Here is a 17,501-nt window from a genome sequence, read left to right on the forward strand (position 1 = left end):
CATCAGTCATGAGAATGACACCGTACCTGTAGGAGCGAGGCTTGCCCGCGAAGGCGTCCTATCAAACGCCGGCGATTAGCTGCCGAGCCGCCTGGCTGTGATCCGCAATCAAGCCTTTCAGATCCAGCCCTTCAACCTGCCCATCAATCACCCGCCATTTGCCACCGACCATCACCCGATCCGCCCGATCCGCGCCGCACAGCAGCAACGCCGACACCGGATCATGACTGCCGGAGAAGCGCAGCTCATCCAGCTTGAACAGCGCCAGATCCGCCTGCTTGCCCACCGCCAATTCGCCGATGTCGGTACGCCCGAGCAAGCTCGCCGAACCCTTGGTCGCCCAGCCCAGCACCAACTCCGGAGTGATCCTCTCGGCGCCATAACGCAGTCGCTGAAGGTAAAGCGCCTGACGGGTTTCCAGCATCATGTTCGACGCATCGTTGGACGCCGAACCGTCTACGCCCAGGCCCAGCAGCGCACCCGCAGCCGTAAGGTCCAAGGTCGGGCAAATGCCTGAAGCCAGGCGCATGTTCGAACTCGGGCAATGGCAAATGCCGGTACCGGCGGCGCCGAGGCGAGCGATTTCATCCGGGTTGAAATGGATGCCGTGAGCCAGCCAGGTGCGCGGGCCGAGCCAGCCGACGCTGTCCAGGTAATCCACGGTGCGCAGCCCGAAACGTTGCAGGCAGAAGTCTTCTTCGTCGAGGGTTTCGGCCAGATGGGTGTGCAGGCGCACGTCGAGTTTGTTCGCCAGTTCGGCGCTGGCGGACATGATTTCCGGGGTCACCGAGAACGGTGAGCAGGGGGCCAGGGCGATCTGGATTTGCGCGCCATCGCCACGCTCGTGATACTCGGCGATCAAGCGTTGGCTGTCGTCGAGAATCACCTCGCCTTGTTGCACGGTCTGTTGCGGGGGTAGGCCGCCGTCCTTTTCGCCAAGGCTCATGGAACCGCGAGTCAGCATGGCGCGCATGCCCAGTTCGCGAACGCTCTCGACTTGTACATCGATCGCATTTTCCAGGCCTAGCGGAAACAGGTAGTGATGATCGGCCGCGGTGGTGCAGCCGGACAGCAGCAACTCGGCCAACGCGACTTTGCTGGCGAGGGCGAGTTTTTCAGGCGTGAGGCGTGCCCAGACCGGGTAGAGGGTTTTCAGCCACGGGAACAACGGCTGATTGACCACCGGCGCCCAGGCGCGGGTCAGGGTTTGATAGAAGTGGTGATGGGTGTTGATCAGTCCCGGCAGGATCACATGCTCGCGGGCATCGAATACGTGTCCACAGGGCGCAGAAGGTTGCTGGCCAGCGCCGAGCACTTCGACGATCAAACCGTCTTGCAGCACCAGGCCGCCACGGGCATCGAGGTCATTGGCAGTGAAGATGGCGAGGGGATTTTTTAACCAGGTACGGGTCGCAGGCATGTTGGCCGGCTCCTCTGAAAGTTGGGTTCAGGGTTGCCAGCTCAGTGTTGCCCTGTCTGCTGATCCAGGGTCGTCGCGGGGACGAGGTGCGAAGTCTCAATCAAAAAAGCATCGCAGGCAAGCCCGGCCCGACAGGACAACACAAATCCCTGTGGGAGCGACGGTGATTACCAGGGAATGGTTTCGCCTCTGTAGTTCACAAAATAATGCCCGCCCTTGCCGGTGTACGCATTCACCTGATCGACCAACCCACGCGTGCTGGTGTCCACATCAATGTCCGCACCTTCACCGCCCATGTCGGTCTTCACCCAACCCGGATGCAACGACAACACGGTGAGTTTCTGCTCGCCCAGTTGAGTGACGAAGCTGTTGGTCATGGAATTCAGCGCCGCTTTACTCGCCTTGTACAGCGCCAGCTCCGGCGCATCCGGCATGGTCACGCTGCCCAGCACCGAACTCATGAACGCCAGCACACCGCTGTCCGGGCGGATCTGCCCGACGAAGCGCTGGGCCAAGTTAATCGGTGCCACGGCATTGGTGAAGAACAGTTGGCCGACTTCGGTCAGGGTCGCGCCCCCCGGTGTTTGAACGTCTGGCCCCTTGACCCCGGCATTCACGAACAGCAGGTCAAACACTTCGCTCTTGAGCTGCTGGCTCAGGGCGATGACGGCCTGCTGATCGTCCATGTCGAGTTTTTCGATCCGCACCTTGCCCAAGGCCTGCAAGGCTTCGGCGTTCTGCGGGTTGCGCACGGTGGCGGTGACTTGCCAGCCGTCGCCCAACAGAGTTTTCACCAGGCCGAGGCCCAAGCCCCGGGAGGCGCCGATGATGAGTGCGGTTTTTGCCTTGGACATGAGTGGCTTCCTTGATAAATGAGAATCACGGATTTAATGGACAACGTTGCCCGAGCCGTTGTTGCAACTCGTGACGCAGCGCGCCGAGTTCGTCCATTCGGGTTTCGATCAGTTTGAGTTTGTCTTGCAGCAATTGCGTGACGGCGCTGTCCGGATCGGGTGACTGCCATAGCGCGGCGACGCTGTTGCCGATCTCGCCGAGCGTAAATCCCAACCGCTGGGCGGTCTTGATGTACAGCACCAGTTGCACCATGTCCGCCGGATAGTCGCGATAACCGTTGGCGCTGCGTTGCGCCGCGATCAACCCGCGCTGCTCGTAGAAGCGCAGCGTGTCGCGGCTGACGGCGCTGGCCTGGGCTAATTCACCGATGCGCATCATGACGTCTCGAGAGGGCTTGACCCTGGAGCATACTCCAGGCTTTAGCCTTGTTGCTCCCTGATTTTCTGGAGCAAGACGGATGTGGACTTCAACGCAATATCGCCGGTTGGTGCGCGGTAGCGCCTGGTATGACTTGATCGTGATGGCGGCGTTTACCACGCCGTGGAGTTTTGCGGCGTTGCATGGGGTGTTGGTGAGTGTGAGTCAGGCTTTCAATTTGCCTGGTGGGCTGCCGCCGTTTGAGCCGATGCACATGCTGATGGCCAATCTGTTGGGATCGATTGTCTGCGTGTGGGCGGTGCTGCGGATTCGGGATCCGCAGCAGGTGTTTGGTCGGTATGACGCAGTCGGTAGGTTTCTGTTCGCTGCTTGGCAGCTCTATGCCCTGATCCACGGTGCCAGTTCGTTGTTGGTCATTTTCTTGTTTTTTGAATTGATGTGGGGTGTGGTTCAGGTGTTGCCTGTTCGGACGCCTTCGCGGGCAAGCCTCGCTCCTACAAGAGCGGCGCAAAACCCGTAGGAGCGAGCGGTGCGTCGGTCCGACTTGCCCGCGAAGAGGTCAGTGCAGGCGACCGCTAATGCCCGGCCTGCCACGGTTGCCCCAATGACATCGGCGCATACAACCGCGTTCGCAGCGCATCCCGGGACAGCAGCACCAACACCACAATGGTCGCGACGTACGGCAGCATCGCCAACAGACTCGACGGAATCGCCAGCCCCAACCCCTGCGCCACCAAATGCAGGATGCTGGCGAGTCCGAACAGATACGCCCCCAGCCGCCACACCCGCCAACTGGCAAACACCACCAGTGCCAAGGCAATCCAGCCACGCCTGGCGCTCAGGTTCTCCGACATCGGCGTGTAGGCCAGCGACAAATAAGCCCCGGCCAATCCCGCCATCGCCCCGCCAAACAGCACCGCCAACGTGCGCACGCCCAAGCCCGGCAAGCCCATGGCACTGGCGGCATCCGGGTTTTCCCCGACTGCCTGAATGATCAGCCCGACGCGGCTTTTCACAATCACCCAAACCACCAGCGCCACCAGCGCAAACAGAGACGACAACAGCATCCCGGCAAGCATCGCCAGCAACACCCACACCGCCACTAACGCGAGCAAGGCGAAATACACGCCCGCGTGAACCCGACCGTCCTCCACCAACAACGGCAAACGGCTGGCATCGCCGAACATGGCCGACTCGGGGAAATTGAATCCTGCGGGATCCTTCAACGGCCCATGCACGCAGAACAGCAGCAGGTTCAGGGCGATGTAATTGAGCATGATGCTGATGAGGGTTTCATTGGCATTGAAGCGCGTGCGCAGCCACGCCGTCAGCCCGGTCCACGCGGCGCCGGCCAGGGTGCCGATGAGCAGGATCAGCACCAGCGCCCAGCGACTTTGCAGGCCGATGATGTTCACGGCCAGTGCACTGCCGGCCAGCGCGCCGAGCAGCAACTGACCTTCGGCGCCGATGTTCCAGATTCGCGCCTGATAAGCCACCGCCAGCCCCAACGCGCAGAGCAGAATCGGCAGCGCTTTGACCAGCAGTTCGGAGACGCCACACAGGTCGCTGATCGGTGCGATGAGCAACGTGTGCAAGGTCAGCAACGGGTCATGACCCAATGCGATAAACAGCAGCGAACCACAGCCCAACGTCAGGACAGCCGCCAACAACGGCGAGCACCACAACATCAGGCGCGATTGCTGGCCACGGGGTTCCAGAGAAAGCAGCATGTGAAACTCCGTTAAACCGTTGTGGGTGCAGGTGATTGAGAGGCGTCGAACTGGCCGGCCATCCAGCCGCGCTGCACAAGGCACCGAGCCGGTCGCTGATCTGGAACAGTTCGTCGAGGTCTTCGGAGATCACCAGGATCGCCGCGCCGGCGTCGCGCAAGGCAATCAGCGACCGGTGAATGGTCGCGGCAGCGCCGACGTCCACGGCCCAGGTCGGGTGCGCGGCCACCAGCAGTTTGGGTTGCTGAAGGATTTCGCGGCCGAGGATGAATTTCTGCAAGTTGCCGCCGGACAGGCTGCGGGCGGCTGTCTGGGTGTCGGGCGTCTTCACCCCGAAACGACGGATGATTTCTTCGGCCAGCGCTTCGACCTTGTTGCGCTGGATCAGTCCGTGGCTGACCAGCCCTTGTTGAAAGGCGGTGAGCAGGGCGTTGTCCGCCAGGCTGAGTTCCGGCACTGCACCGTGGCCCAGACGCTCGGCGGGTACAAATGCCAGACCGAGTTTGCGCCGTGCATCCGGTCGTAAATGTGCAACGGGTTGTCCGCCGAAACTGATCCTTTTGTCGTCATTGCCGTGGAGGCGTTCTTCACCGCTGAGCAGCAAGCAACTCATCCTGACCATTGCCGGCCACCCCGGCGATGCCGACGATTTCGCCGCCGCGTACTTCGAGGTCGATGTCCTTCAGCGAGCAACCGAATGGGTCCGGGTTGTGCCAGGACAATCCGCGCACACTCAAGAAGGCATCACCGCCGATCACCTTCGGATAATCGGCAATCAACCCGGCCGCTTCACCGACCATCAACCGCGCCAGTTGGCAGCCCTCGGCGGCCAGTCGGCGCAGGGTGACGAACAATTGGTCGGCTTCCTGCGGGGTCAGCACTGAGGTCGGCTCATCGAGAATCAGCAGTCGGATGTCTTGCATCAGGCAACGAATGATTTCCACCCTTTGCCGTTCGCCGTTCGCCGTTCGCCGATCGACAGGCTGTGGGCAAGTCGCTCCGGTTCCAGCGCCATGCCGTAGCGTTGGGAGACTTCACGAATCTTTGGCTCAAGCTGTATCGGTGTGCCGGCCGCCGCGCCCATGGCCAGTGCAATGTTCTGCGCCACGCTCAGTGTTTCGAACAGCGAGAAATGCTGGAACGCCATGCCGATTCCCAGCCCGCGAGCCTGAGCAGGGTTGCGCATAGTCACGCGCTGGCCTTGCCAGATCATCTCGCCGGAATCTGCATGGGTGACGCCGTAGATGATCTTCATCAGCGTACTTTTGACCGCGCCGTTTTCGCCGAGCAGGGCGTGTATTTCGCCCGGTGCAATGTTCAGGTCGATGGCATCGTTGGCCAGGCAACCGGGGTAGCGCTTGCTGATTCTGCGCAGTTGCAAGCGAGGTGTTTGATCGGGGATCGGCGCCAGATCGGGCATGACAGGCTCGTGTCGATTGAAGTGATGCCTGTGGATAAAGCAATTTCCTGGTCATTGAGTCAGGAAAGCTCAAAAGCGTTACAGGTGAAGGCTTTGAAGAAGTCGCCTCGCCTATGTCGATCCCGAACCAGGCACCACTTGAGGGCAAAGCCGTTGATCAGGCTCCGGTTTTGCTCAGGGTGTTTGGTCAAAAAACGAGCAGCTGACGGCAAGCCATACCGGACATGGGGCCGCGACAGTCATGAACGGGTTATCCACAGGTTGCTCCACAGTATTTGTGCGCAAGCCCAAAGCTCGGGCATAAGCACTGTGTGGCTTTCTTCTAAAGGTGATAAACCAAGCTAACTGATTGTTTTTGGGTGGATTTAGCTTTTTTGTTGGCGAATTGAACGAAAAGTAAGCAAAGCCCGCAAAGCCGCATGACAGAAGGGTTACAGCCGGATGTGCTCAGGTTATCCACAGCCGGGTACACAGTAGATGTGGGCAAATGCAGAGGTTCGACGAAAGCGCTACGAACGTTATTGGTGCGATTAGTGCTGCAACAAAATGCGCCCGCGACTCAGATCCGCCAGCTGCGTTTGCAGGGTATCGATCTGGCTTTCGCCGATCGCCAATTGCAGTTCTACGCCGTTGGCCGTGAACGTTTCTTCCACAACCAATCCACCCAGTTCCGCCACCCGAAGCTTCACCAGCGGCAACTCACCAAATGCACAGGCACAACACACCGGGACCCGACTGATCAACTCAACCTTCGTCGCAGCTTGCAGGCACTTGTTGGCGCCGCCGCCATACGCCCGAGCGAGGCCTCCGGTGCCGAGTTGAATGCCGCCATACCAACGAATCACCAGCACCGCGACCTGATCGCAATCCTGCGCTTCGATTGCCGCCAGAATCGGCCGGCCAGCGGTGCCGCCAGGCTCGCCATCGTCAGTGCTGCGGTAGTGGTCGCCAAGCTTCCAGGCCCAGCAATTGTGCGAGGCATTCAAATCGCTGTGCTGTTCGATGAACGCCTGGGCTTCAGCGGGGCTGGCAATCGGCGCGGCGAAGGTGATGAAGCGGCTTTTGCGAATCTCTTCGCGGTATTCGCAAAAACCGCTGAGGGTAAAAGGCATAAGTGTCTTAGATCGTTGGCGTCAGGCCGCAGCCCTTGAGAATGATGCGGATCAGGTTGTTGCCGGCGTCTTCCATGTCTTGCTTGGTCAGCTTGGTGCGCCCGCTGACACGGCATATCTGTGTGGCGAAATCGGCGTAGTGCTGAGTGCTGCCCCACAAAAGGAAAATCAGGTTCACCGGGTCTACGGGGTCCATTTTGCCGGCATCGATCCACGCCTGGAACACGGCGGCCCGGCCCTGGAACCAGGCGCGATAATCCTGATTGAAATACTCGGTCAGGCACTCTCCACCGCTGATGACTTCCATGGCGAAGATCCGCGAGGCTTGCGGCTGACGACGGGAGAACTCCATCTTGGCGCGGATATAACGCGTCAGCGCTTCGCCGGGATCATCTTCAGCGGTCAGGGTGTTGAAGGTGCTGTCCCACAATTGGAGGATGTTGCTCAACACCGCCACGTACAAACCGAGTTTGTTGGTGAAGTAGTAATGCAGATTCGCCTTGGGCAACCCGGCATTCAGGGCGATGGTGTTCATGCTGGTGCCTTTGAACCCGTGACGGGCGAACTCGTCTTCGGCGGCTTTGATGATGGTCTCTTCGTTCTTCTGACGAATGCGGCTGGCAGCTTTGCCGCCGTGAGCGGGAACTTCAAAGGTCATAGGCACTTCCGAACAAGTGGGGTGGGTGCATCCTGTGCGTTGATAGCGCACCCACAGGCATCAGACAAGTCCTGAGGCAATAAAAGCCCAGGTTTTCTAGCGCGTCGCCGCCAGGCTCTCCAAAAAGCTTTCCAGCACCAAATGCGGGCGACGGCCCTTGCGAGTGACCGATGCGAGGCTCAGGTCATAGAACCGCACTTTTGGTTTCAGCGCACGCAATCGGCCTTGCTGCACCCAGAGACTGGCGTAGTGGTCCGGCAGGTAACCGATGTAGCGCCCGGTCAGGATCAGGAACGCCATGCCTTCACGGTCCGAGGCACTGGCGGTGCAATTTAGCGCTTGGTAATGGGCCTGGATTTCCGCTGGCAAACGGAAGGTCGGCGCGATGGCGTCCTGGCTATTGAGGCGTTCGTCATCCAGTTGCTTGTCGTCGACATAAAACAGTGGGTGGCCGACCGCGCAATACAGTAGCGAGCGTTCGCTATAGAGCGGCTGATATTCCAGCCCCGACAACGCACTGGCCTGTGGCACCACGCCGACATGCAATCGACCGTCGAGCACGCCTTGTTCGACTTCGTTGGGCGCGATCATGCGGATCTGAATCTGCACGTCCGGACCGCGCTCCTTCAATTGCGCCAAGGCGTGGGTGATGCGCATGTGGGGGAGGGTGACCAGATTGTCGGTCAGGCCGATGGTCAATTCGCCGCGCAAATGTTGGTGCAGACTGTTGACCTCGGTGCGGAAACTTTCCAGTGCACTCAAGAGCTGCAGCGCTGATTGGTAAACCTCGCGCCCTTCTTCTGTCAGGGAAAAACCGGCGCGACCGCGTTGGCATAAACGCAGACCGAGTCGCTGCTCCAGATCGCTCATCTGCTGGCTGATGGCCGAGCGGCCGATCCCCAGCACCGATTCCGCCGCAGAGAAACCACCGCATTCCACGACGCTGCGAAATATCCTTAACAGGCGGATATCAAAGTCACTGACTTGCGCCAGTGGATCGGGGCGACGGCTGCTCATAGTTTAGTGGTGGCCTGACTGAACGTTAGAAGAGTTGGATTTCACCGACTTTATCCCCGTGGCAATTTAGCTGCAAGAACGCTTTTCATCTCCACGCCGCTTATTGCCCTGCGAGGTTTTGCCCATGACCGTGCCTGAAAACGCCCCGAATTCCCTGGCCAGCCAGCTCAAGCTCGATGCTCACTGGATGCCCTACACCGCCAACCGTAATTTCCAGCGCGATCCGCGACTGATCGTGGCGGCTGAAGGCAGTTGGCTGATAGATGACAAGGGCCGCAAAGTGTATGACTCGTTGTCCGGTCTGTGGACCTGCGGTGCCGGGCATACCCGCAAGGAAATTCAGGAAGCGGTCGCCAAGCAGTTGGGCACTCTCGATTATTCGCCAGGCTTCCAGTACGGCCATCCGCTGTCGTTTCAACTGGCTGAGAAAATCACCGACCTGACCCCGGGCAATCTGAATCACGTGTTCTTCACTGACTCGGGTTCCGAGTGCGCTGACACAGCGGTGAAGATGGTTCGTGCTTACTGGCGTCTGAAAGGTCAGGCCACGAAGACTAAAATGATTGGCCGTGCCCGTGGTTATCACGGCGTGAACATCGCCGGCACCAGCCTCGGTGGCGTGAACGGCAACCGCAAAATGTTCGGTCAGGCGATGATGGACGTCGATCACCTGCCGCACACCTTGCTGGCGAGCAATGCCTATTCCCGTGGCATGCCGAAAGAGGGTGGTATCGCCCTGGCGGATGAACTGCTCAAATTGATTGAGCTGCATGACGCTTCGAACATCGCGGCAGTGTTTGTCGAGCCAATGGCCGGTTCCGCTGGCGTCCTGGTTCCGCCACAGGGTTACCTCAAGCGTCTGCGCGAGATCTGCGATCAGCACAACATACTGCTGGTGTTCGACGAAGTGATCACCGGTTTCGGCCGTACCGGTTCGATGTTCGGCGCCGACAGCTTCGGCGTGACCCCGGACCTGATGTGCATCGCCAAGCAAGTCACTAACGGCGCGATTCCGATGGGCGCAGTGATTGCCAGCTCCGAGATCTACCAGACCTTCATGAACCAGGCGACGCCGGAGTACGCGGTGGAATTCCCGCACGGCTACACCTATTCCGCGCACCCGGTGGCGTGTGCCGCTGGCCTGGCAGCACTCGACCTGCTGCAAAAGGAAAACCTGGTACAGAGCGTGGCCGAAGTCGCACCGCATTTCGAAAATGCGCTGCACGGTCTGAAGGGTTCGAAAAATATCATCGACATCCGCAACTACGGTTTGGCCGGTGCAATCCAGATCGCGCCTCGTGACGGCGACGCCATCGTGCGTCCGTTCGAAGCCGGTATGGCGCTGTGGAAAGCCGGGTTCTACGTGCGCTTCGGCGGCGACACCCTGCAGTTCGGCCCAACCTTCAACAGCAAGCCGCAAGACCTTGATCGTCTGTTCGACGCGGTTGGCGAAGTGCTAAACAAGATCGACTGATTTTTCCCTTCTATATAGAGGCGCCCCTTTGAAGGGCGCCTGTGGACAACTTTTCAGGAGCCCCGCATGAGCCTTATCCCGCATTTGATCAATGGAGAACGGGTGACCGAAGACGGTCGCACCGCTGACGTGTTCAACCCGTCTACCGGCCAGGCGATCCACAAGCTGCCATTGGCCAGCCGCGAAACTATTCAAAAAGCCATCGACTCGGCCAAGGCTGCGTTCCCGGCCTGGCGTAACACTCCACCGGCCAAGCGTGCTCAGGTGATGTTCCGCTTCAAGCAACTGCTGGAACAGAATGAAGCGCGTATCGCTCAATTGATCAGCGAAGAACACGGCAAGACGCTGGAAGATGCGGCGGGTGAGTTGAAGCGCGGCATCGAGAACGTCGAGTTCGCTTGCGCAGCGCCGGAAATCCTCAAGGGCGAATACAGTCGTAACGTGGGCCCGAACATTGATGCCTGGTCGGACTTCCAGCCGTTGGGCGTGGTGGCCGGTATCACTCCGTTCAACTTCCCGGCCATGGTGCCGCTGTGGATGTATCCACTGGCGATCGTCTGCGGCAACTGCTTCATCCTCAAGCCGTCCGAGCGTGACCCAAGTTCGACACTGTTGATTGCTCAATTGTTGTTGGATGCCGGTCTACCAAAAGGCGTGCTTAGCGTAGTGCACGGCGATAAGGCTGCAGTGGATGCGCTGATCGAAGCGCCGGAAGTCAAAGCGTTGAGCTTTGTTGGTTCGACGCCGATTGCCGAATACATCTACGCCGAAGGCACCAAGCGCGGCAAGCGCGTTCAGGCACTGGGTGGCGCGAAGAACCATGCGGTACTGATGCCGGATGCGGATCTGGATAACGCGGTCAGCGCGCTGATGGGCGCGGCCTACGGTTCTTGCGGTGAGCGTTGCATGGCGATTTCGGTGGCCGTTTGCGTCGGTGACCAGGTGGCGGATGCGCTGGTGGCCAAACTGGTACCGCAAATCAAAGCGCTGAAAATCGGTGCCGGTACGACCTGTGGGCTGGACATGGGGCCGCTGGTTTCCGGCCAGGCTCGCGACAAAGTCAGTGGCTATATAGAAGACGGCGTTTCTTCTGGTGCGACCTTGGTGGTGGATGGTCGTGGTCTGAGCGTAGCCGGTCATGAGGACGGTTTCTTCCTGGGTGGCTGCCTGTTCGATAACGTCACGCCAGAGATGCGCATCTATAAAGAAGAGATCTTCGGTCCAGTGTTGTGCGTCGTTCGGGTCAACAGCCTGGAAGAAGCAATGCAACTGATCAACGATCACGAATATGGCAACGGCACCTGCATATTTACCCGTGATGGGGAAGCGGCGCGGTTGTTTTGCGATGAGATCGAAGTCGGCATGGTCGGCGTCAACGTACCGCTGCCGGTCCCGGTGGCTTATCACAGCTTTGGTGGCTGGAAGCGCTCGCTGTTCGGCGACCTTCATGCGTATGGTCCGGATGGCGTGCGTTTCTACACCCGTCGCAAGGCCATTACCCAGCGCTGGCCACAACGGGCGAGCCATGAAGCTTCGCAGTTCGCATTCCCTAGCTTGTAAGTAGAAGGGAAGAAGGCCGGCCCCTTGGGGCCGGCCTTTGCGTGTCAGGGGCTTTTTTGACCTATATGGCAGAATTGTGAAAATAGGTGTTGACGGCAGATTCTGGACGTCTATAATTCGCCCCACTTCCGCCGCAGTCGAAACGGAAAACTCCTTGGTAAACAATGAGTTACGCAGTTTTCGACAGCGAGTTGCTTCAGGTCATCGAAGCGCAGAAGGAGTTGAAAGAGCGGGGTTGTTTGGCTCTTCTAACGGTTCGGTCTTCTCGGTCGAAAGCGGTGTAAAAGAGGTGTTGACAGCAGCGAGTAACGCTGTAGAATTCGCCTCCCGCTAACGAGAGATCGAAAGCGCAAGTGGTTGAAGTTACAAAGGAAACTTTGAAAGCTTCTGAAAATAACCGCTTGACAGCAACAGAGGCTGCTGTAGAATGCGCGCCTCGGTTGAGACGAAAGATCTTAACCAACCGCTCTTTAACAACTGAATCAAGCAATTCGTGTGGGTGCTTGTGGAGTCAGACTGATAGTCAACAAGATTATCAGCATCACAAGTTACTCCGCGAGAAATCAAAGATGTAACCAACGATTGCTGAGCCAAGTTTAGGGTTTCTTAAAAACCCAAAGATGTTTGAACTGAAGAGTTTGATCATGGCTCAGATTGAACGCTGGCGGCAGGCCTAACACATGCAAGTCGAGCGGCAGCACGGGTACTTGTACCTGGTGGCGAGCGGCGGACGGGTGAGTAATGCCTAGGAATCTGCCTGGTAGTGGGGGATAACGCTCGGAAACGGACGCTAATACCGCATACGTCCTACGGGAGAAAGCAGGGGACCTTCGGGCCTTGCGCTATCAGATGAGCCTAGGTCGGATTAGCTAGTTGGTGAGGTAATGGCTCACCAAGGCGACGATCCGTAACTGGTCTGAGAGGATGATCAGTCACACTGGAACTGAGACACGGTCCAGACTCCTACGGGAGGCAGCAGTGGGGAATATTGGACAATGGGCGAAAGCCTGATCCAGCCATGCCGCGTGTGTGAAGAAGGTCTTCGGATTGTAAAGCACTTTAAGTTGGGAGGAAGGGCATTTACCTAATACGTAAGTGTTTTGACGTTACCGACAGAATAAGCACCGGCTAACTCTGTGCCAGCAGCCGCGGTAATACAGAGGGTGCAAGCGTTAATCGGAATTACTGGGCGTAAAGCGCGCGTAGGTGGTTCGTTAAGTTGGATGTGAAATCCCCGGGCTCAACCTGGGAACTGCATTCAAAACTGTCGAGCTAGAGTATGGTAGAGGGTGGTGGAATTTCCTGTGTAGCGGTGAAATGCGTAGATATAGGAAGGAACACCAGTGGCGAAGGCGACCACCTGGACTGATACTGACACTGAGGTGCGAAAGCGTGGGGAGCAAACAGGATTAGATACCCTGGTAGTCCACGCCGTAAACGATGTCAACTAGCCGTTGGGAGCCTTGAGCTCTTAGTGGCGCAGCTAACGCATTAAGTTGACCGCCTGGGGAGTACGGCCGCAAGGTTAAAACTCAAATGAATTGACGGGGGCCCGCACAAGCGGTGGAGCATGTGGTTTAATTCGAAGCAACGCGAAGAACCTTACCAGGCCTTGACATCCAATGAATCTGCTAGAGATAGCGGAGTGCCTTCGGGAACATTGAGACAGGTGCTGCATGGCTGTCGTCAGCTCGTGTCGTGAGATGTTGGGTTAAGTCCCGTAACGAGCGCAACCCTTGTCCTTAGTTACCAGCACGTCATGGTGGGCACTCTAAGGAGACTGCCGGTGACAAACCGGAGGAAGGTGGGGATGACGTCAAGTCATCATGGCCCTTACGGCCTGGGCTACACACGTGCTACAATGGTCGGTACAGAGGGTTGCCAAGCCGCGAGGTGGAGCTAATCCCAGAAAACCGATCGTAGTCCGGATCGCAGTCTGCAACTCGACTGCGTGAAGTCGGAATCGCTAGTAATCGCGAATCAGAATGTCGCGGTGAATACGTTCCCGGGCCTTGTACACACCGCCCGTCACACCATGGGAGTGGGTTGCACCAGAAGTAGCTAGTCTAACCTTCGGGAGGACGGTTACCACGGTGTGATTCATGACTGGGGTGAAGTCGTAACAAGGTAGCCGTAGGGGAACCTGCGGCTGGATCACCTCCTTAATCGACGACATCAGCTGCTCCATAAGTTCCCACACGAATTGCTTGATTCATTGAAGAAGACGATTTTAGAAGCAGCCCGAAATTGGGTCTGTAGCTCAGTTGGTTAGAGCGCACCCCTGATAAGGGTGAGGTCGGCAGTTCGAATCTGCCCAGACCCACCAATTTTGTGTGGGAAACGCCTGTAGAAATACGGGGCCATAGCTCAGCTGGGAGAGCGCCTGCCTTGCACGCAGGAGGTCAACGGTTCGATCCCGTTTGGCTCCACCACTAACTGCTTCTGTTGTTGAGAGCTTAGAAATGAGCATTCCATCGTGACGATGGTGAATGTTGATTTCTAGTCTTTGATTAGATCGTTCTTTAAAAATTTGGGTATGTGATAGAAAGATAGACTGGACGTTACTTTCACTGGTAACGAATCAGGCTAAGGTAAAATTTGTGAGTTGCTCTTAATTGAGTATTATCGAATTTTCGGCGAATGTCGTCTTCACAGTATAACCAGATTGCTTGGGGTTATATGGTCAAGTGAAGAAGCGCATACGGTGGATGCCTTGGCAGTCAGAGGCGATGAAAGACGTGGTAGCCTGCGAAAAGCTTCGGGGAGTCGGCAAACAGACTTTGATCCGGAGATGTCTGAATGGGGGAACCCAGCCATCATAAGATGGTTATCTTAAGCTGAATACATAGGCTTAAGAGGCGAACCAGGGGAACTGAAACATCTAAGTACCCTGAGGAAAAGAAATCAACCGAGATTCCCTTAGTAGTGGCGAGCGAACGGGGACTAGCCCTTAAGTGGCTTTGAGATTAGCGGAACGTTCTGGAAAGTACGGCCATAGTGGGTGATAGCCCTGTACGCGAAAATCTCTTAGTCATGAAATCGAGTAGGACGGAGCACGAGAAACTTTGTCTGAATATGGGGGGACCATCCTCCAAGGCTAAATACTACTGACTGACCGATAGTGAACTAGTACCGTGAGGGAAAGGCGAAAAGAACCCCGGAGAGGGGAGTGAAATAGATCCTGAAACCGTATGCGTACAAGCAGTGGGAGCCCACTTTGTTGGGTGACTGCGTACCTTTTGTATAATGGGTCAGCGACTTATTTTCAGTGGCGAGCTTAACCGAATAGGGGAGGCGTAGCGAAAGCGAGTCTTAATAGGGCGTCTAGTCGCTGGGAATAGACCCGAAACCGGGCGATCTATCCATGGGCAGGTTGAAGGTTGGGTAACACTAACTGGAGGACCGAACCGACTACCGTTGAAAAGTTAGCGGATGACCTGTGGATCGGAGTGAAAGGCTAATCAAGCTCGGAGATAGCTGGTTCTCCTCGAAAGCTATTTAGGTAGCGCCTCATGTATCACTGTAGGGGGTAGAGCACTGTTTCGGCTAGGGGGTCATCCCGACTTACCAAACCGATGCAAACTCCGAATACCTACAAGTGCCGAGCATGGGAGACACACGGCGGGTGCTAACGTCCGTCGTGAAAAGGGAAACAACCCAGACCGTCAGCTAAGGTCCCAAAGTTATGGTTAAGTGGGAAACGATGTGGGAAGGCTTAGACAGCTAGGAGGTTGGCTTAGAAGCAGCCACCCTTTAAAGAAAGCGTAATAGCTCACTAGTCGAGTCGGCCTGCGCGGAAGATGTAACGGGGCTCAAACCATACACCGAAGCTACGGGTATCACTTAGGTGATGCGGTAGAGGAGCGTTCTGTAAGCCTGTGAAGGTGAGTTGAGAAGCTTGCTGGAGGTATCAGAAGTGCGAATGCTGACATGAGTAACGACAATGGGTGTGAAAAACACCCACGCCGAAAGACCAAGGTTTCCTGCGCAACGTTAATCGACGCAGGGTTAGTCGGTCCCTAAGGCGAGGCTGAAAAGCGTAGTCGATGGAAAACAGGTTAATATTCCTGTACTTCTGGTTATTGCGATGGAGGGACGGAGAAGGCTAGGCCAGCTTGGCGTTGGTTGTCCAAGTTTAAGGTGGTAGGCTGGAATCTTAGGTAAATCCGGGATTCTAAGGCCGAGAGCTGATGACGAGTTACCCTTTGGGTGACGAAGTGGTTGATGCCATGCTTCCAAGAAAAGCTTCTAAGCTTCAGGTAACCAGGAACCGTACCCCAAACCGACACAGGTGGTTGGGTAGAGAATACCAAGGCGCTTGAGAGAACTCGGGTGAAGGAACTAGGCAAAATGGCACCGTAACTTCGGGAGAAGGTGCGCCGGTGAGGGTGAAGCATTTACTGCGTAAGCCCATGCCGGTCGAAGATACCAGGCCGCTGCGACTGTTTATTAAAAACACAGCACTCTGCAAACACGAAAGTGGACGTATAGGGTGTGACGCCTGCCCGGTGCCGGAAGGTTAATTGATGGGGTTAGCTAACGCGAAGCTCTTGATCGAAGCCCCGGTAAACGGCGGCCGTAACTATAACGGTCCTAAGGTAGCGAAATTCCTTGTCGGGTAAGTTCCGACCTGCACGAATGGCGTAACGATGGCGGCGCTGTCTCCACCCGAGACTCAGTGAAATTGAAATCGCTGTGAAGATGCAGTGTATCCGCGGCTAGACGGAAAGACCCCGTGAACCTTTACTATAGCTTTGCACTGGACTTTGAATTTGCTTGTGTAGGATAGGTGGGAGGCTTTGAAGCGTGGACGCCAGTTCGCGTGGAGCCAACCTTGAAATACCACCCTGGCAACTTTGAGGTTCTAACTCAGGTCCGTTATCCGGATCGAGGACAGTGTATGGTGGGTAGTTTGACTGGGGCGGTCTCCTCCTAAAGAGTAACGGAGGAGTACGAAGGTGCGCTCAGACCGGTCGGAAATCGGTCGTAGAGTATAAAGGCAAAAGCGCGCTTGACTGCGAGACAGACACGTCGAGCAGGTACGAAAGTAGGTCTTAGTGATCCGGTGGTTCTGTATGGAAGGGCCATCGCTCAACGGATAAAAGGTACTCCGGGGATAACAGGCTGATACCGCCCAAGAGTTCATATCGACGGCGGTGTTTGGCACCTCGATGTCGGCTCATCACATCCTGGGGCTGAAGCCGGTCCCAAGGGTATGGCTGTTCGCCATTTAAAGTGGTACGCGAGCTGGGTTTAGAACGTCGTGAGACAGTTCGGTCCCTATCTGCCGTGGACGTTTGAGATTTGAGAGGGGCTGCTCCTAGTACGAGAGGACCGGAGTGGACGAACCTCTGGTGTTCCGGTTGTCACGCCAGTGGCATTGCCGGGTAGCTATGTTCGGAATAGATAACCGCTGAAAGCATCTAAGCGGGAAACTAGCCTCAAGATGAGATCTCACTGGGACCTTGAGTCCCCTGAAGGGCCGTCGAAGACTACGACGTTGATAGGTTGGGTGTGTAAGCGCTGTGAGGCGTTGAGCTAACCAATACTAATTGCCCGTGAGGCTTGACCATATAACACCCAAGCAATTTGCAGGCTTTGAGCTGAAAAGCGAAAGAGCATCAGATTGCGGTGTGTGAAGACGAAACGAACCGAAAGTTCGAGATACTCACAAAACACCAAACTATCACTTACCCATTCGCTGGAGCGTGAACCTGAAAAGGCCCACGACCTGGCTACCGAATTTCTTGACGACCATAGAGCATTGGAACCACCTGATCCCATCCCGAACTCAGCAGTGAAACGATGCATCGCCGATGGTAGTGTGGGGTTTCCCCATGTGAGAGTAGGTCATCGTCAAGATTAAATTCCGAAACC

The 17,501-nt window shown here is 56.8% G+C and carries 10 protein-coding genes, 2 tRNA genes, 3 rRNA genes and 1 pseudogene; 8 read left to right on the plus strand and 8 right to left on the minus strand.

Annotation, left to right across the window (positions count from 1 at the left end):
• Window positions 1-61: 61 nt before the first annotated feature.
• The 3 genes from ACYZT3_RS04455 to ACYZT3_RS04465 form a co-directional block, all read right to left on the minus strand.
• Window positions 62-1,420: an 8-oxoguanine deaminase gene (locus ACYZT3_RS04455; protein ID WP_462031594.1), complete on the minus strand. Its 1,359-nt coding sequence runs from the start codon at window positions 1,418-1,420 to the stop codon at window positions 62-64.
• A gap of 167 nt (window positions 1,421-1,587) precedes the next feature.
• Window positions 1,588-2,274: an SDR family oxidoreductase gene (locus ACYZT3_RS04460; RefSeq protein ID WP_462031595.1), complete on the minus strand. Its 687-nt coding sequence runs from the start codon at window positions 2,272-2,274 to the stop codon at window positions 1,588-1,590.
• 25 nt (window positions 2,275-2,299) lie between these two features.
• Window positions 2,300-2,650: a MerR family transcriptional regulator gene (locus tag ACYZT3_RS04465; RefSeq protein WP_123514993.1), complete on the minus strand. Its 351-nt coding sequence runs from the start codon at window positions 2,648-2,650 to the stop codon at window positions 2,300-2,302.
• An 82-nt stretch (window positions 2,651-2,732) separates the two neighbouring features.
• Between ACYZT3_RS04465 and ACYZT3_RS04470 the strand changes: the two genes are divergently transcribed.
• The gene (locus ACYZT3_RS04470) at window positions 2,733-3,173 is read left to right on the plus strand and encodes a hypothetical protein (RefSeq protein ID WP_462031596.1); all 441 of its coding nucleotides are present in this window, start codon (window positions 2,733-2,735) and stop codon (window positions 3,171-3,173) included.
• Between the two features lie 55 nt (window positions 3,174-3,228).
• Here ACYZT3_RS04470 and ACYZT3_RS04475 read toward each other — a convergent pair whose 3' ends face one another.
• The 5 genes and pseudogenes from ACYZT3_RS04475 to ACYZT3_RS04495 all read right to left on the minus strand — a co-directional run bounded on the left by ACYZT3_RS04475 (window position 3,229) and on the right by ACYZT3_RS04495 (window position 8,590).
• Complete coding sequence (locus tag ACYZT3_RS04475) at window positions 3,229-4,383, minus strand: ABC transporter permease (protein ID WP_462031597.1); 1,155 nt, start codon at window positions 4,381-4,383, stop codon at window positions 3,229-3,231.
• An 11-nt stretch (window positions 4,384-4,394) separates the two neighbouring features.
• Window positions 4,395-5,803, minus strand: a pseudogene (locus tag ACYZT3_RS04480) (ABC transporter ATP-binding protein).
• A 530-nt stretch (window positions 5,804-6,333) separates the two neighbouring features.
• Window positions 6,334-6,915, minus strand: a complete 582-nt coding sequence (locus ACYZT3_RS04485; protein ID WP_282383095.1) for an IMPACT family protein — start codon at window positions 6,913-6,915, stop codon at window positions 6,334-6,336.
• 7 nt (window positions 6,916-6,922) lie between these two features.
• The gene (locus ACYZT3_RS04490) at window positions 6,923-7,573 is read right to left on the minus strand and encodes a TetR/AcrR family transcriptional regulator (protein WP_282383093.1); all 651 of its coding nucleotides are present in this window, start codon (window positions 7,571-7,573) and stop codon (window positions 6,923-6,925) included.
• Window positions 7,574-7,669: 96 nt separating this feature from the next.
• Complete coding sequence (locus tag ACYZT3_RS04495) at window positions 7,670-8,590, minus strand: LysR family transcriptional regulator (RefSeq protein WP_282383091.1); 921 nt, start codon at window positions 8,588-8,590, stop codon at window positions 7,670-7,672.
• Between the two features lie 124 nt (window positions 8,591-8,714).
• On the opposite strand from ACYZT3_RS04495, the gene aptA reads away from it, so the two are divergent.
• From aptA to rrf, 7 genes are all read left to right on the plus strand, one after another.
• Window positions 8,715-10,064: an omega-aminotransferase AptA gene (gene aptA / locus ACYZT3_RS04500; RefSeq protein ID WP_461976760.1), complete on the plus strand. Its 1,350-nt coding sequence runs from the start codon at window positions 8,715-8,717 to the stop codon at window positions 10,062-10,064.
• Between the two features lie 66 nt (window positions 10,065-10,130).
• Window positions 10,131-11,624, plus strand: a complete 1,494-nt coding sequence (locus ACYZT3_RS04505; RefSeq protein ID WP_462031598.1) for a CoA-acylating methylmalonate-semialdehyde dehydrogenase — start codon at window positions 10,131-10,133, stop codon at window positions 11,622-11,624.
• Window positions 11,625-12,250: 626 nt separating this feature from the next.
• Window positions 12,251-13,789: ribosomal RNA gene (locus ACYZT3_RS04510) — 16S ribosomal RNA — on the plus strand.
• Window positions 13,790-13,873: 84 nt separating this feature from the next.
• Window positions 13,874-13,950, plus strand: a tRNA-Ile gene (locus ACYZT3_RS04515).
• Between the two features lie 30 nt (window positions 13,951-13,980).
• Window positions 13,981-14,056, plus strand: a tRNA-Ala gene (locus ACYZT3_RS04520).
• Between the two features lie 249 nt (window positions 14,057-14,305).
• Window positions 14,306-17,197 (plus strand): 23S ribosomal RNA (locus tag ACYZT3_RS04525).
• A 173-nt stretch (window positions 17,198-17,370) separates the two neighbouring features.
• Window positions 17,371-17,486, plus strand: a 5S ribosomal RNA gene (rrf, locus tag ACYZT3_RS04530).
• Together the 16S, 23S and 5S rRNA genes with 2 tRNA genes alongside form the textbook arrangement of a ribosomal RNA operon.
• Window positions 17,487-17,501: the final 15 nt, after the last annotated feature.

This window comes from Pseudomonas sp. MDT1-16, from assembly GCF_054898115.1.